A 14,624-nucleotide genomic window follows, 5' to 3' on the forward strand; every position below is an offset into this window, starting at 1 on the left:
CAGCTGGCGGTGGGGCGTCCCTGCCCCGGGCGTCTGATCGATCTCTTGGTATCAAGAGATCGATCCAGCCGTCAGGCTATCGCGCCCGCGGTGTCCGGGACGTCCGGGTCGGTGTGGCCCGGCCCACAGGGCCGCGGGGACGGCGCCGGACGCCGGGGTGCGGGCAACGGAAAGGCGGCCGCTCGTCCGGGAGAGGGTGGACGTGAGCGGCCGCCGTTTCGGGGGATACCGTTGCCGGACTCCCGTGGGGGTACTCCTCGCCTGCCCGACTCGGCGCCGGACATGCGTGCCCGGGGCGAACTTTCTGCGCGGCCCCGTCCGGAGGCGGCGGGGCTCCCCGAGGGCTACTGCGTGCAGCCCTGGACGCCGGAGGCGGTCGTCACGCACGCCTCGGCGTCGGCCGGGGACTTCACCGCCACCATCGGCGTGTAGGCGACGGTGTCGCCGACGCCGGAGACGGTGCCCGTCTGCTGGTTGCGGCCGGCGGCGCTGATCCTGACCTCGTCGCCCTGGGCGGCCTGGGTCACGCGGGCCCAGGCGGTGCCGCAGGTCTTGCTGTAGCGGACCTCGACGGCGGCCGTGCCGACGGTGGCGGTGGCCGCGGTGGTCACCAGGTCGCCGCCGCAGCCCATGGCCTCCGGGTCCTTGCCGGTGCAGTCGTCGCCGCCGCACTTCACGCCGGGCGGCAGCTTCTGCTCGCGGCTCACCGTGGGGGACGGGGAGGGCTTGGCGCCCTCGTTCTCCTCGCCGCCGCCGTCGTTCAGCAGGAAGAAGGCGCCCGCGATCACGACGAGCACGCCGACGACGCCCGCGACGAACGTCGTCATCCGCCTGCTGCCGCCCCCGGAGGGCCGGCCGCGCCGGTCGGAGCCGCGGTGCGGGGGCTCGCCGTGACCGGACGGGGGGCTGCCGTAGCCGGCCGAGGGACTGCCGTAACCGGCCGACGGGCTGCCGTAACCGGCCGAGGGGCTGTGCGCGGCGGGGCCGGGGGCCGCCGCCGGGCCCGTGGTCGTCGCGGGCGTGCCGGAACCGGCCCGGTGGCCGGGGCGCGCCGTGCGGTCGCCGGTCGGCGCGGGTCCCCGGTATCCGGCGAGGCCCCACGAGTTGCCCTCGGTCGCGCCTCCCGCGGACGGTTCGCCCGGGGACGGTGCGCCGGTCGTGCCGCCGCCCCGGACCGGGCCGGCGGCGGAGTCGGGACTCTCCGCGGCGGTCGGCTGGACGGGCACCGTCGGCCCCAGGGTGGGTGTCGCTCCGGCCGGCCCGGCGAGCCCGGCGACGGGAGCGCCGCCCGCGTGCCGGCCGGAGGAGCGGCTCCCCCGGCCGCCGCCGGCGCCGTTGCCCGGCTTGGCGTCCCTGGACTCCTTGGCGTCCTTGACCGGTTTGCCGGTGGAAGCGCCCAGGTCGCCGAGCGCGGCACGCGCCTGGGATATCCGGATGGCCTCCATGGTCATGTCGTGCCGCATCTCCGAGCGGCTCCAGGCGCGCTCGGCCAGCTCCCACATGGTGGTCAGGTGCAGCGGGTTGGTCCCCGTGACCTCGGCCAGGGCCACGATGGCGCCCTTCGGGGCCAGCAGCCGTCCGTTCAGATACCGCTCCCAGGACGTCTTGCTGTAGCCCGTGGCGTCGGCCACCGACGCGACGCTCAGCTCACTGCGGTCCACGAGTCGGCGCAGCTGGCCGGTGAACTCTTTGATCTGCGGATCGAGTTCCTCCGGCAAGGCCTTCCAACGAGGCACTACGTCCCCCCTCTTCCCCCGGTACGTGCTGGTCGTTCCCCCGCTGGATCCCGCGCGCGGCGACTCGCGCGGGCCCCGTTCTGGCTACCCACAGGGATGCGCCCGGTCAGGAGCTCAGTTCCCGGGGTGGGGGCGCACAGGAGCGCAGAGGCCGCGGGCCTGCACGGTCGCACGCCCACCGACACCTGGTCCAGTCTCCCACCGGCGTTCCGGTGCTCGTGACGGAACCCCGGAACGGGATCCCCGAACGCGGCCCGCGGACGGAGCCGTTCGCGGGTCCGCGTAGCGGAGTAGCGGAATGGTCACTTCCGTGCCACAGCGCCCGGACAGGCGTTGAACAGCGCGTTCGACGTGCAGGAGTGTGTTCCCGGCGACGGCCCGTCCTTCCACGGGGGTGGGGACGGGCCGTCGTCCGAGCGGGCTCCCTGTCGATGACCGCTTCGCTAGCTACTTACGGTGAAGTGCAGCAGATCGTTCAGGAACGGGATCTTCAGCGGCGCCTCCGGCTGGGCCATGAGCGCCAGCATGGCGATCACGGCGCCCAGGACGCCGTAGGTGACGATGTCCGTGAAGCGCGAGCGCACCGCGAGCATGCCCACGTCCGGCACGGCCCAGCGCAGCGCGGCGCCGATCAGCAGCGCGACGCCGACCAGCACGAGGCCCCACCGGAACACGTCGAGGCCGGTGATCAGCAGGCCGATCCCGACCAGTCCGGCCACGGTGAGCACGGGCCACTGCCGGGCCGGCGCGGGGGCGTCGCCGCCCGCGGCCCGGCCGCCGCCCTCGGGGCGCGCGGTGTCCCGGGTGAACAGCGGGAACCGGCGCGTGGCGCGTTTCGGCCGGCCCTGGGCGTCGGGCGCGCTGACGGGGTCCCGGACGGTGATGCCGTCGGGGTCGTGCGGGCCGCCGGGGTCGTCGTCGGCGCCGGACCCACCGGAGGCGTCCGCGGCGTCGGGGTCCCCGGCCGGCGTCACCGCCTCGCCGGTGTCCCGCGCGCGCTCGGTGCCCTCGGTGCTGTCGGTGCCGTCGGTGCCGTCGGTGCTGTCGGTGCCGTCCGCGCGCCCGGCCCGGGTGTCCTCAGCCGGCACGGCGCTCCGCCGCCTCCACCACGTTGACCAGCAGCTCGGCCCGGGTCATGGGGCCGACGCCGCCCGGGTTCGGGGAGATCCAGGCGGCGACCTCGGCCACGTCCGGGTGGACGTCGCCCACGATCTTGCCCTCGGCGTTGCGGGAGACGCCCACGTCGAGGACGGCGGCGCCCGGCTTGACGTCCTCGGCGCGGACCAGGTGCGGGGAACCGGCGGCGGCGACGATGATGTCGGCGCGCTTGAGGTGGGCGGCGAGGTCCCGGGTGCCGGTGTGGCACTGGGTCACGGTGGCGTTCTCGCTGCGCCGGGTGAGCAGCAGCGGCATCGGACGGCCGATGGTGACCCCGCGGCCGACGACCACGACCTCGGCGCCCTTGATCTCCACGCCGTAGCGGCGCAGCAGGGTGAGGATGCCGTTGGGGGTGCAGGGCAGCGGCGCCGGCTCGTTCAGGACGAGGCGGCCGAGGTTCATCGGGTGCAGGCCGTCCGCGTCCTTGTCCGGGTCCATCAGCTCCAGGATGCGGTTCTCGTCGATGCCCTTGGGCAGCGGCAGCTGGACGATGTAGCCCGTGCAGGCCGGGTCCTCGTTCAGCTCGCGGACGACCGCCTCGATCTCCTCCTGGGTGGCCGTGGCCGGCAGTTCGCGCTGGATGGAGGCGATGCCGACCTGCGCGCAGTCGCGGTGCTTGCCCGCGACGTACTTCTGGCTGCCGGGATCGTCGCCGACCAGGATCGTGCCGAGGCCCGGTGTGACACCCCTCTCCTTCAGCGCCGCCACGCGGGCGGTCAGTTCGGACTTGATCGCGGCTGCGGTGGCCTTGCCATCGAGAATCTGGGCGGTCATGCCCCCATCCTCGCGGATGACCGGCCCCCGGTTCCAATCCGGCCGGCATCCGGCCATCGCTCCTTGATCGACGTTGTTGCACTTGCACAACACCTTGCGAGCGCTCTGGACAAGTAAGAGACCGGTCAAGAACGATTGGGGGGCACAGTGCCGCGGGGCCGTACCGGGGGGACGAACCGCAACGAAGAAACTCCTCCGACTCGCGCCGCGCGCCGTCCCCGCACCTGAGACAGCGACGGAGGAAGTCCCGCCATGAGTTTCGGCGATCCGAACAACCCCTACGGCCCGCCCCAGGGCGGCCAGCAGCCGAACTACGGCTACCCCCAGCAGCAGCCCCAGGGCCAGCCCGGCTACGGCTACCCGGCGGCCCCTCCGGTCCAGCCCTACGGCGGCGGCTACCCGCCCGCCCCGGTGGCGATGCCCGGCTCGGTGAAGGCCGCGCGCGTGATGCTGTTCGTCCTGGGCGGCTTCCAGGTGATCGGCGGCCTGCTGATGATGATCGCCAGCGCCTGGTTCTCCGAGGAGTTCGAGGACGCGGTCAACTCCGACCCGAGCCTGTCCGCGGAGGACGCGGACGCCGCCGCGAGCATCGGCACCGGCATCATGATCGTCCTCGGCGTCATCGTGCTGGCGTTTGCGTTCTGGGCGATATTCACGGGCGTCAAGTTCGCCACCGGCCGGGGCGGCGTGCGCGTCTCCGCGATCATCTACGCCTCGGTGGTCACGCTGTTCAGCGTCATCAGCCTGTTCGCGGCGAACGTCTTCGCTCTGCTCAGCGTGGTACTCGGCATCCTGATCATCGTCTTCTGCGCCAACCGGAACGGCAGTTACTGGTTCACCCGCCCGCAGTACTGAACCGCCCTACGGCGGTGCGTACTTCTCGCCAATCACGTCACAGGGCCGTGTCTCACCCGTACGAGGGGGGCACGGCCCCGGTGCGTCGCAATAGTCTGACGTGGGTAGCCGTCAGGCACGGGGAGACGCACCTTGTTCAGCATCATCGTGGTACCTCCGCCGACCTCGGAGGACGAACGCAGCGGCGCACAGCTCCGGCTCGCACCCGGTGAACGGCTCGTCTTCGGACGCGCCGTACCCGAGGGCGGGCTGCTGATCGCGCACGACGGGGTGTCCCGCCGGGCCGGTGAGATCACCGCCCACGGCACCTTCTGGACCGTGAGCAACCTCTCGGCCCGCCAGACCTACGTGGTGGAGAACCCGGAGGGCGCGGGCGAGCACATCAAGGTCGCGCCGGGCCGGCTCGACGCACCGGTGCCGTTCGAGTTCTCGCGGATCGTGCTGCCCGCCGCCGGCGACCTGCTGCCGGTGGAGGTGTGGGCACCGCGCCACGACTACGTGCGCGCCGCGGACGGCACCGACGGCGAGCCGACCGCCCCCGCCTTCTCCGTCGACCGCACCAAGCGCTACTTCGCGGTGCTGGCCGCGCTGTGCGAACCCCGGCTGCGCGGGGCGCCGCACGCGCCGCTGCCGACCATGGACCAGGTCGTGGAGCGGCTCCGCCCGGCCTGGCCCGCCGCCTCGCGCACGTCGGTGCAGTGGAACATCGACTACCTCGCCGTGAAGCTGCGCCTGAAGCCGGGCCCGGAGACCGCCGACCCCGGTCCGCGGCTGAACGGCAAGAAGGAGTCCCTGGTCTCCCTCGCGCTCCGCTTCGACCTGGTCCGCGAGGACGACCTGGTGGTCCTCGCCGCCCCGTCCGGACAGGCGCTGCGATGACCGAGCCCTACGCCGTACCGGTGCCGCGCGGGTACCGGGTGGGTGTGTGGGAGGTCCGGGAGCCGATCGCCACCGGCGCCTTCGGCAGCGTGTACGCCGCGCGCCGCACGGACGCCGCCGCCGGGCACCTGCCGGAGACCGCCGCGCTGAAGTTCCTGCCCACCGGCACCGGCACCCCGCGCCAGCTCGCCCACCTGCGGGACCTGATCGAGCGGGAGGTCGCGCTGCTGCGCCGGCTGCGGCAGCCCCGGCTGATCCGGATGTACGAGACCCTCACCGTCGACGACCCCGCCCGCCCCCGGCTGGACGGCGCCACCGTGCTCGTCCTGGAGCGCGCGGAGGGCTCCCTGTCCGCCCTGATCGGCGCCGCGCCCCGCCCGCCTGCCGGGCCGGCGCTGCTCGCCCAGGTCTGCGCGGGGCTGGCCCAGCTGCACCGGGCGGGCTGGGTGCACGGCGACCTGAAGCCGGCCAACGTGCTGCTGATGGCGGACGGTTCGGTGCGGCTCGCCGACTTCAACATGGCCGCCGAGCTGGAGGGCACCCACGCCTACACGCCCGCCTTCTCCACCCCGGACTACACGCCGCCCGAGCTGCTCTGGTCCGAGATCGGGGACCGCGGCCGCCGCATCCGCCCGTCCGCGGACGTGTGGGCCTTCGGCGTCCTCGCCCACCTCGTCCTCACCGGGTCCTTCCCGCTGCCCGGCGCCACCCCGACGGCCCGCCGCGACGCCGCCGTCGCCTACGCGCGCGGCACCCACGAGCTGCGCCTGTCGCCCGAACTGCCGCAGGCGTGGCGGGAGATCGTGCGGGACTGCCTGACCCGTACGCACGCGGACCGGACCGGCACGGACGCGCTGCTGCACCGGGTGACGGCCGCCGCGGCGGGCGTGAGCGGTACGGCGGGGTTCTCGCTGCGGGCCCGCGCCCGCACCCGGCGGGGCGTCCTCGCCGCCTCGGCGGCGGGCCTGGTGGCGCTGGCCGGGCTCGCGTACGGCGTCGTCTCCTGGGCCGGTGACGGCCGCCCGCCCGCCGCGGGCCCGCGCGGCGGCGGCACCGCGAGCCTCTCCGCCGCCGCCTACGGCGCGGACGTCCTGCGCACCGACCGGGACGTTCCGCCGGCCTACCGGCTGCTGATCGTCGAGACGGCGGACGACTGCGACCGCGAGGAGGTCAGCCCGGCGCTGCTCGCGGCCATGCTGAAGGTGGAGAGCGACTTCGACCCGGACCTCTCCGACCCGGCCAGGAACGAGTACGGCATCGCGCGCTGGACGCCGAGTGTGCTGCGCTGGTGGATGAACGAGGACGGCACACCCGGCGAGACCGTCCCGGAACCGCCGTTCCCGCCCGCCGAGTCCATCCCGGCGATGGGCCGCTACCTGTGCTGGATCACGCCCCGCCTGGACGCCGGCCTGCCCGGCGACCGCTCCGTCCTGGTCGCCGTCGCGTACCGGACGTCGTACCGGAAGGTGAACGACGCGGGCGGGGTTCCCCCGAAGTACCGTGACTACGCCGACCGCGTCGCCCACCACCTCAAGGAATACACGCCCCCGGGCCGCGAGTGACCCTGTGATGTCCGAGGTACGCGCCGGGCCGGCCCCACGACCGGCCCGGCGCGTCCGGCGCCTCAGTGGAAGAAGTGCCGCGTCCCCGTGAGGTACATCGTGACGCCGGCCTTCTCGGCGGCCTCGACGACGAGTTCGTCGCGGACCGAACCGCCGGGCTGGACCACGGCCTTGACGCCGGCCGCGGTGAGGATCTCCAGGCCGTCCGGGAAGGGGAAGAACGCGTCGGAGGCGGCGTACGCCCCCCGGGCGCGCTCGGCACCGGCCCGCTCGACCGCGAGCTTCGCCGAGTCGACGCGGTTGACCTGGCCCATGCCGACGCCGACGGAGGCGCCGTCCTTCGCGAGGAGGATGGCGTTGGACTTGACCGCCCGGCACGCCTTCCAGGCGAAGGCCAGGTCGGCCAGCTCGGCCGGGGAGAGGGCCTCGCCGGTGGCCAGCGTCCAGGTCGCGGGGTCGTCGCCCTCGGCCTGGAGGCGGTCGGTGACCTGGAGGAGGGCGCCGCCGTCGACGGGCTTGACCTCGACCGGGGCGGCGGGCGCCTCGGGGGCGCGCAGGACGCGGATGTTCTTCTTCTTGGTGAGCGCCTCCAGGGCGCCCTCCTCGTAGCCGGGCGCGACGACGACCTCGGTGAAGATCTCCGCGACCTGCTCGGCCATCTCCCTGGACACCGGGCGGTTGACCGCGATCACGCCGCCGAACGCGGAGAGCGGGTCGCAGGCGTGCGCCTTGCGGTGCGCCTCGGCGACGTCCGCGCCGACCGCGATGCCGCACGGGTTGGCGTGCTTGATGATCGCGACGCAGGGCTCGTCGTGGTCGTACGCGGCACGGCGGGCGGCGTCCGTGTCCGTGTAGTTGTTGTACGACATCTCCTTGCCGTGCAGCTGCTCGGCCTGCGCGAGGCCGCCGCCGCCGGGCGAGGTGTAGAGGGCGGCGGGCTGGTGCGGGTTCTCGCCGTAGCGCAGGGTGTGCGCGCGCTCGTAGGTGGCGCCGAGGAAGTCCGGGAACGACGTGTCGTCGACCGGGGCGTACTCGGAGGCGAACCAGGAGGCGACGGCCACGTCGTAGGCGGCGGTGTGCTGGAAGGCCTCGGCGGCCAGCCGCTTGCGGGCGGTCAGGTCGAAGCCGCCGTCCTTGACCGCCGCGAGCACGTCGGCGTACCGGGCCGGGCTGGTGACCACGGCGACGGAGGGGTGGTTCTTGGCGGCCGCGCGGACCATGGAGGGGCCGCCGATGTCGATCTGCTCCACGCACTCGTCGGGGGTGGCGCCCGAGGCGACGGTCTCGCGGAACGGGTACAGGTTGACGACGACCAGGTCGAACGGCTCCACGCCCAGCTCGCCGAGCTGCTGCCGGTGGCTCTCCAGGCGCAGGTCGGCGAGGATGCCGGCGTGCACCTTGGGGTGCAGGGTCTTGACCCGTCCGTCCAGGCACTCGGGGAAGCCGGTCAGCTCCTCGACCTTGGTGACGGGCACGCCGGCGGCGGAGATGCGGCCGGCCGTGGAGCCGGTGGAGACGAGTTCGACGCCCGCCTCGTGCAGCCCGCGGGCCAGCTCCTCCAGACCGGTCTTGTCGTAGACGCTGACGAGCGCCCGTCGGACGGCCCGCTTGTTGCTCTCGGCGGTCACTGGATAACTACCTTTCGTCCCTCGATGCGATAGCCGTTGCGGGCGAGCCGCCCCACGACATCGACGAGCAGCCTTCGCTCGACTTCCTTGATGCGCTCGTGCAGAGCGCTCTCGTCGTCCTCGTCCCGGATCTCCACCACGCCCTGCGCGATGATCGGCCCGGTGTCGACGCCGTCGTCGACGAAGTGGACGGTGCAGCCGGTGACCCGGGCGCCGTACGCGAGCGCGTCCCGTACGCCGTGGGCTCCCGGGAAGCTGGGGAGCAGGGCGGGGTGGGTGTTCACGAACCGCCCCCCGAAGCGGGCCAGGAACTCCTTGCCCACGATCTTCATGAACCCGGCCGAGACGACCAGGTCCGGTTCGTGCGCCGCGACCGCCTCGGCGAGCGCCGCGTCCCACTCCTCCCGGTCCCCGTAGTCCTTCACCTTCCGCACGAAGGACGGCAGCCCGGCGCGCTCGGCGCGGGCCAGTCCCTCGATGCCCTCGCGGTCGGCGCCCACGGCCACGATCTCGGCCCCGTAGGCCTCGACGCCGGTGGCGGCGATCTCGTCGAGCAGCGCCTGGAGGTTGGTGCCGGATCCGGAGACCAGCACGACGAGGCGCTTGGCTCGCGGGGCCACGGGCTTGGCGGCCACGGTGGGGGCCTTTCTCGGGGAGGCGGTCGGTACGGGTCGGCTTCGTGCGGCTGCCGGTTCTGTACGTCTCGGCGCCTTCGCCTGTTTGTACAGTCGTACGAATGCTTCGCGCCCCGGGATACGGGGAAGTCTACGAAGCGGCCGACCGTCAGCAACGATACCGGCACACCGGACGGCCCCCTCGGGACGGGGGCGTGGCCGGAAGGTAGCGTCTGCGTGGAGCCGGACCGGGAACGCGACCCGCGCGTCGAGCGTTCACCTGTCGTGCCGACCCGTTCGCCCGGTCCACATGATCGCCCGTCCATCGTCGCCAAGGGGAAGACGCTCACTTGATGCCGGACCGCAGCCTGAGACCGCTCACGAGCACCGTGTTGCTGCGGGAGCGCCCCTCGTCACCGCCCGACACGCCCTCGGACCGCGGGAACGGCGGGCAGGACGGCACCCCGGACCGCGACCGCGACAATCCCTTCGCCCCGCCTCCGGAGGGCACGCCGGACCGCCCCTGGCAGCCGCGGCACCCGTCGGGCGACGGCGGCGACTCGCAGGACTCGTCCGGTTCGCGGGGCGGCGGGCGTTCACCGTGGGGCGGCCAGTGGAGCGACCGGCAGCCCGGCCGCTCGTCCGGCGGCTTCGGCGAGCGCCCCGGCGGTTCCGCGCCCGAGGGCCAGGGCGGCGCCCCGGGCCCGCGCTGGGACCCGACGGACCCCGCCCAGCGGCGGGCGCGGTACGCCCTGCTGACCGGTATGTGGGCCCTCTTCTTCGCGCTCTTCACCTGGCCGTACGTGGCCCTGCTGCTCGGCGCGCTCGCCCTGTACTGGGGCATCAGCGCCCTGCGCGCCAAGCCCCGGGCCGCCGCGGACCCCGACGCGCCGGCCGGCCCCGCCGCCGACCAGCCGCCCGCCCGCCCGCAGCGCACCGCGGCGATCAGCGGCCTGGTCACGTCGTCCCTGGCCATCCTCCTGGTCGCCATGTCCTTCGGCGCGCAGCTCGTCTACAACGACTACTACACGTGCCGCGAGGACGCCCTGACCAGGACGGCGGAACAGGGCTGCGAACGCCTGCTCCCGGAGCAGCTCCGCGACGTACTGGGCACGGAGGGCTAGCCACCGCCTTCCCAGCCCCCTCCTGCCCGGGCGATCCGGATTCTTCAGCCCGTCCGGCGGGGTGCTTGGCGGCGTCCGGTTCGGATTCTTCAGCCCGTCCGGCGGGGTGCTTCGTGGCGTCCGGTCCGGATTGTTCAGCCCGTCCGGCGTTTGAGGACGAGGCCGTGCAGGCCGAAGCGGGGGTCCGGGGGCGCAGCCCCCGGGGTCGGGAAGGGAAGGGGCGGCGGGGGCGACAACATCCTCCCCGCTACCCCCGCGACGGCGGCTCCGCCGGCGGATCGGCGGGCAGCAGATCGTAGGGCGCGTCCCCGTCCTCGTCGTCGTACAGCCCGTACGGCACGGCCGCGTCGTCCTCCCCCGCCTTCCCCACCTCCGCATCGGAGGCGGCCTCCCGCTTCCACCACCGCCCCGGCGCCGGCACCGGCACCCGCACCGGCACAAAACCCCACCCCCACCGACGACCACCCTCCTCGGCCGCCTCCCCCGCCTCCGGCGCAGCCCCCACGACAGCCCCCCGCCCCCGCCAGGCCCGTACCACCAACGCCACCGGCACCGCGGGCACCACGATCCACGCCAGCGCCGCTCCCCCGGCCTGCCACCACACCGGCCCAAAACGGGAGAGGCCCGCGCTCCCCAGCGGCCCGCCGGCGAACGCGGCCAGCAGGGCGACGAGCCCGCCGCACAGCACGGCGGCCACCACCGCCGCCCAGACGGTCCGCCGCCAGGACCACACCCCGGCGTCGCCACCGGCCCCGCCCGCCGGACCCGGCGCTACTGCCGCGACCGGCGCCCCCGTCGCCGCCCGCGCCGTGAACCACCCGACCACCACCCCCGCCACCAGCGGCACCGCCCCCGCCGCCCAGTGCAGCGGCGTACCGGGCCCCGCCTGCGGCACCGCCGCCAGCAGGGGGAACGGCGGCAGCAACGGCGCCGGTGCCGAGGAGAAGGGGCCCACCACGTGCCCGGCGCCGAGCACGAACCCGGGGCCGAGGGCGTAGACCGCCGCCCACACGGCGGCGTTCGGCACCAGCGCCAGACAGAGCAGCAGCACGGCGAACCGCCCCGACCAGCCCTCGGTCAGCCGCAGAAAGGCATCCTGCGCGGCGCCCCCGTGCCACACCAGCGACACCGCCACCAGCAGCGCCCCGCCCCCGACGAGCACCGCCGCACCGGCGCCCGCGGCACGCGTGGCGGCACCCAGGCGGGCGTCCGGTTCCACCATCAGCTCGCGCAGGTCGCGGGGCAGGACCCGCAGCGCCCGGCCCACCGGCCCGCCCGGCCGGCCGAACGCCGTCCACACGCCCGCGCCCGCCGCGCCCATGGCGACCAGCGGCAGGCAGAGGGCCGCCCACCACGGGGAGGGCCGCAGTTCGCCGCCGGACGCGTACGCCAGGACCGGCGCGGCGACGCAGAGGTAGCCCGTGACGACGCCCACCCAGGCGAAGCGCGAGGAGACCGGCGGCGGTGCCGCGTCCCGCAGGCCGCTCTCCCCCGCGAGCCGCGCCGCGGCGCCGGCGCCGACACCGGAGCCCACGGCCAGCCCCACCCCCTCCCCGGGGTCGGTGGCGTCGCGGGCCGCGCGGTGCAGCAGCCACACCGGCAGCAGCACCAGCAGCAGGGGCGTGACGCCCATCGGCGCGGGGGCGCCGGACAGCGTGTCGGCGCGGACCAGTTCGGCCCCGTGCGCCAGCACCCACAGCGAGGCGGCGACGTGCAGGGCGCCCTCGGGTCCGCTGTCGGGGTACGGCGAGCTGATCCACAGCAGGGTGACCACCGCGGCGCACGCGGCCAGCCCCAGCACCCCGGCGACCGCGCCGCCCAGGAGACCGGCGCCGAGACCGGGCGACCGGTCGCGCCAGCGGTCGCGCAGCAGGGTCAGCGGGTCCGGGCGGGCGGTCGTCTGGGTCACGCCCGCCATGCTCCCAACGACACGCGCTTTCCCGGCGTAACAGGCGAAGCCCCGTTGTGTCGCTCAATATATGTTTATGTACTTTTTCGTACGAAGGGGTGCCCTGTGACACGGAGCCCTGGAACCCCGCTCCCACCTCCCAAGGCGCGCCGACGCCTGCGTGAGGCGGCCGCGCTGACGCAGACTCAGCTCGCCGACCGGATGGGCGTCACCCGCGCGACGGTCCGCACCTGGGAGTCCGGCCGCACGACACCACGCGGCCGGAAACGGGAGGCGTACGCGGAACTGCTGAAGTCCCTGGCCGAGGACGAGGCGGCACGGGCCGCGAAGCCGGCGCCGGAGCACGGGGCGGCGGCGGAGTCCGCGGCCGGCGCCCAACCGGCTCCGGTCCCCGTCGTCGTGGCCGTCCGCACCGGCCCGGGCAGCCCGGCCGAGGACGCCGACAGCCTCGTCCTGCCCGCGAAGCCACTCGCCGCGCGGGACTCGTGCGAGGCCGGAACGGCAGCGGCCGCACCGGAAGCCGCACCGGCACCGGCCCCGGAGCCGGCACCGGAGAAGGAGCCGGCTCCGGAGCGGGAACCGGAGTCCGCACTCGCCGCCCTGACGCCCGCTCAGGCGTTCGACGCTCTCTACGAGTTCGGCACGCCCGCCCTCGTACGGCAGACCTTCCTGCTGACCGGCCGCCGGGAGCTGGCGCGCGAGTCGGTGGAGCGGGCGTTCCAGACCGCCTGGGAGAACTGGCCCGAAGTCGCCCGCGACCGCGACCCGGTGGGGTGGGTGCGGGCGGTGGCGTACGAGTACGCGCTCTCGCCCTGGCAACGGTTCCGCCCGCGCAACCGGCATCCGGAGCCGCCGCCCGCCGACCCGGGCGACCGGACCCTGCTCAACACCCTGCTCCGGCTGCCCGCACGGCACCGCCGGACGCTGCTGCTGTACGACGGTGTGGGCCTGGACCTGCCCGAGACGGCGGCGGAGACGGAGGCGAGCACTCCGACCGCGGCGAACCGGCTGCTGAACGCGCGCCGGGCGATGGCCGACCGGCTGCCCGAGCTGGGCGACCCCGAGGTGCTGCACCGGCGGCTGGCCGAGGTGGCGTCGAACGAGCGGCTGCGGGCTGCCAAGCCGCCGACGGTCCGGGTGGGCAGCGAACGCCGCGCCCGGTTCTGGACGCGGGCGGCGATCGCCTTCACCGCCGCCCTCATCGGCACCACCGCGCTGACCCTGCGCACCGCGCCCACGCAGTACGAGCCGCCGGTCTCCCCCGGCGAGACGGTGCGCGGGGTGCCGCCCAAGGTGGCGCCGGGCGCGCTCTCGGACGAGGAGCTGGAGCTGCGGCAGAAGCTGCGCGACGCGCTGCAGGCCGGGCCTGAGCGGCTGACCCCGCGGCTGGAGTGACGGCCGCCGGGGGCCGAACCGTCCGGCGGAACACCGAGTGGGCCCGTCCTCCGCGAGGACGGGCCCACTCGGTGCCGTACGACGGGGCTGGGGTCAGCCGGCCAGGATCTCCCGGGCGAGCTTCGCCGTCTCGGTCGGGGTCTTGCCGACCTTGACGCCCGCGGCCTCCAGGGCCTCCTTCTTCGCCTGGGCGGTGCCGGACGAACCGGAGACGATGGCGCCGGCGTGGCCCATGGTCTTGCCCTCGGGCGCGGTGAAGCCGGCGACGTAGCCGACGACCGGCTTGGTCACGTTGGCCTTGATGAAGTCGGCCGCGCGCTCCTCGGCGTCGCCGCCGATCTCACCGATCATGACGATCAGGTCGGTCTCGGGGTCGGCCTCGAACGCGGCGAGCGCGTCGATGTGCGTGGTGCCGATGATCGGGTCGCCACCGATGCCGACGGCGGTCGAGAAGCCGATGTCGCGCAGCTCGTACATCATCTGGTACGTCAGCGTGCCGGACTTCGAGACCAGGCCGATGCGGCCGGGCTTGGTGATGTCGCCCGGGATGATGCCGACGTTGGACTGGCCCGGGGTGATGATGCCGGGGCAGTTCGGGCCGATGATGCGGGTCTTGTTGCCCTTCTTGCCGGCGTACGCCCAGAACGACGCCGAGTCGTGCACGGCGATGCCCTCGGTGATGACGACGGCCAGCGGGATCTCGGCGTCGATGGCCTCGACGACGGCGTCCTTGGTGAACTTCTCCGGCACGAAGATGACGGAGACGTTGGCGCCGGTCTTCTCGATGGCCTCCTTGACGGTGCCGAAGACCGGTACCTCGGTGCCGTCGAAGTCCACGGAGGTGCCCGCCTTGCGCGGGTTCACGCCGCCCACGACCTCGGTGCCGTCACCCAGCATGAGCTTGGTGTGCTTCATGCCGGTGGCGCCGGTCATGCCCTGGACGATGACCTTGCTGTCCTTGTTGAGCCAGATAGCCATGGTGTGTTGGTG

Annotated in this window: 12 protein-coding genes; 5 read left to right on the plus strand and 7 right to left on the minus strand. The window is 74.4% G+C overall.

What is annotated here, in order from left to right:
- Window positions 1-344: 344 nt before the first annotated feature.
- From IE108_RS18430 to IE108_RS18440, 3 genes are all read right to left on the minus strand, one after another.
- On the minus strand, window positions 345-1,736 hold the full coding sequence (locus IE108_RS18430; RefSeq protein ID WP_079163640.1) for an XRE family transcriptional regulator: 1,392 nt from the start codon (window positions 1,734-1,736) through the stop codon (window positions 345-347).
- 443 nt (window positions 1,737-2,179) lie between these two features.
- Window positions 2,180-2,824 carry a DUF3017 domain-containing protein gene (locus IE108_RS18435; protein WP_079163639.1) on the minus strand — a complete coding sequence of 215 codons (645 nt, stop codon included), beginning with the start codon at window positions 2,822-2,824 and terminating at the stop codon, window positions 2,180-2,182.
- Window positions 2,814-3,668: a bifunctional methylenetetrahydrofolate dehydrogenase/methenyltetrahydrofolate cyclohydrolase gene (locus tag IE108_RS18440; protein ID WP_064729434.1), complete on the minus strand. Its 855-nt coding sequence runs from the start codon at window positions 3,666-3,668 to the stop codon at window positions 2,814-2,816. The genes IE108_RS18435 and IE108_RS18440 overlap by 11 nt, the downstream gene beginning before the upstream one ends.
- A gap of 252 nt (window positions 3,669-3,920) precedes the next feature.
- On the opposite strand from IE108_RS18440, the gene IE108_RS18445 reads away from it, so the two are divergent.
- From IE108_RS18445 to IE108_RS18455, 3 genes are all read left to right on the plus strand, one after another.
- Complete coding sequence (locus tag IE108_RS18445) at window positions 3,921-4,523, plus strand: hypothetical protein (RefSeq protein ID WP_064729433.1); 603 nt, start codon at window positions 3,921-3,923, stop codon at window positions 4,521-4,523.
- A 132-nt stretch (window positions 4,524-4,655) separates the two neighbouring features.
- On the plus strand, window positions 4,656-5,402 hold the full coding sequence (locus IE108_RS18450) for an FHA domain-containing protein (protein ID WP_064729432.1): 747 nt from the start codon (window positions 4,656-4,658) through the stop codon (window positions 5,400-5,402).
- On the plus strand, window positions 5,399-6,964 hold the full coding sequence (locus IE108_RS18455) for a serine/threonine protein kinase (protein ID WP_064729431.1): 1,566 nt from the start codon (window positions 5,399-5,401) through the stop codon (window positions 6,962-6,964). Before IE108_RS18450 ends, IE108_RS18455 begins: the two co-directional genes overlap by 4 nt.
- 62 nt (window positions 6,965-7,026) lie before the next feature.
- Here the strand turns inward: IE108_RS18455 and purH are convergent, their stop codons facing one another.
- Both purH and purN read right to left on the minus strand, forming a co-directional pair.
- Window positions 7,027-8,592, minus strand: a complete 1,566-nt coding sequence (gene purH / locus IE108_RS18460) for a bifunctional phosphoribosylaminoimidazolecarboxamide formyltransferase/IMP cyclohydrolase (protein ID WP_064729430.1) — start codon at window positions 8,590-8,592, stop codon at window positions 7,027-7,029.
- Window positions 8,589-9,227, minus strand: coding sequence for a phosphoribosylglycinamide formyltransferase (purN, locus tag IE108_RS18465; protein WP_064729429.1), 639 nt, complete (start codon window positions 9,225-9,227; stop codon window positions 8,589-8,591). Before purN ends, purH begins: the two co-directional genes overlap by 4 nt.
- A gap of 332 nt (window positions 9,228-9,559) precedes the next feature.
- On the opposite strand from purN, the gene IE108_RS18470 reads away from it, so the two are divergent.
- Window positions 9,560-10,330, plus strand: coding sequence for a hypothetical protein (locus IE108_RS18470; protein ID WP_064729428.1), 771 nt, complete (start codon window positions 9,560-9,562; stop codon window positions 10,328-10,330).
- Between the two features lie 247 nt (window positions 10,331-10,577).
- Here the strand turns inward: IE108_RS18470 and IE108_RS18475 are convergent, their stop codons facing one another.
- The gene (locus IE108_RS18475; protein WP_064729427.1) at window positions 10,578-12,248 is read right to left on the minus strand and encodes a cell division protein PerM; all 1,671 of its coding nucleotides are present in this window, start codon (window positions 12,246-12,248) and stop codon (window positions 10,578-10,580) included.
- Window positions 12,249-12,344: 96 nt separating this feature from the next.
- On the opposite strand from IE108_RS18475, the gene IE108_RS18480 reads away from it, so the two are divergent.
- Window positions 12,345-13,634: a helix-turn-helix domain-containing protein gene (locus IE108_RS18480; RefSeq protein ID WP_064729426.1), complete on the plus strand. Its 1,290-nt coding sequence runs from the start codon at window positions 12,345-12,347 to the stop codon at window positions 13,632-13,634.
- Between the two features lie 93 nt (window positions 13,635-13,727).
- Here IE108_RS18480 and sucD read toward each other — a convergent pair whose 3' ends face one another.
- A complete protein-coding gene (sucD, locus tag IE108_RS18485; protein WP_064729425.1) occupies window positions 13,728-14,612 on the minus strand; it encodes a succinate--CoA ligase subunit alpha in 885 nt (294 codons plus the stop codon).
- Window positions 14,613-14,624 lie beyond the last annotated feature (12 nt).

The organism is Streptomyces parvulus, assembly GCF_014648855.1.
GTDB classification, from domain to species: Bacteria; Actinomycetota; Actinomycetes; order Streptomycetales; family Streptomycetaceae; genus Streptomyces; species Streptomyces parvulus.

Bases quoted from the DNA above. Each gene is read 5' to 3' on its own strand.
- IE108_RS18440 (WP_064729434.1), bottom strand. From the start codon at position 3,668: ATGACCGCCCAGATTCTCGATGGCAAGGCCACCGCAGCCGCGATCAAG.
- IE108_RS18445 (WP_064729433.1), top strand. From the start codon at position 3,921: ATGAGTTTCGGCGATCCGAACAACCCCTACGGCCCGCCCCAGGGCGGC.
- IE108_RS18455 (WP_064729431.1), top strand. From the start codon at position 5,399: ATGACCGAGCCCTACGCCGTACCGGTGCCGCGCGGGTACCGGGTGGGT.
- IE108_RS18470 (WP_064729428.1), top strand. From the start codon at position 9,560: ATGCCGGACCGCAGCCTGAGACCGCTCACGAGCACCGTGTTGCTGCGG.
- IE108_RS18475 (WP_064729427.1), bottom strand. From the start codon at position 12,248: ATGGCGGGCGTGACCCAGACGACCGCCCGCCCGGACCCGCTGACCCTG.
- sucD (WP_064729425.1), bottom strand. From the start codon at position 14,612: ATGGCTATCTGGCTCAACAAGGACAGCAAGGTCATCGTCCAGGGCATG.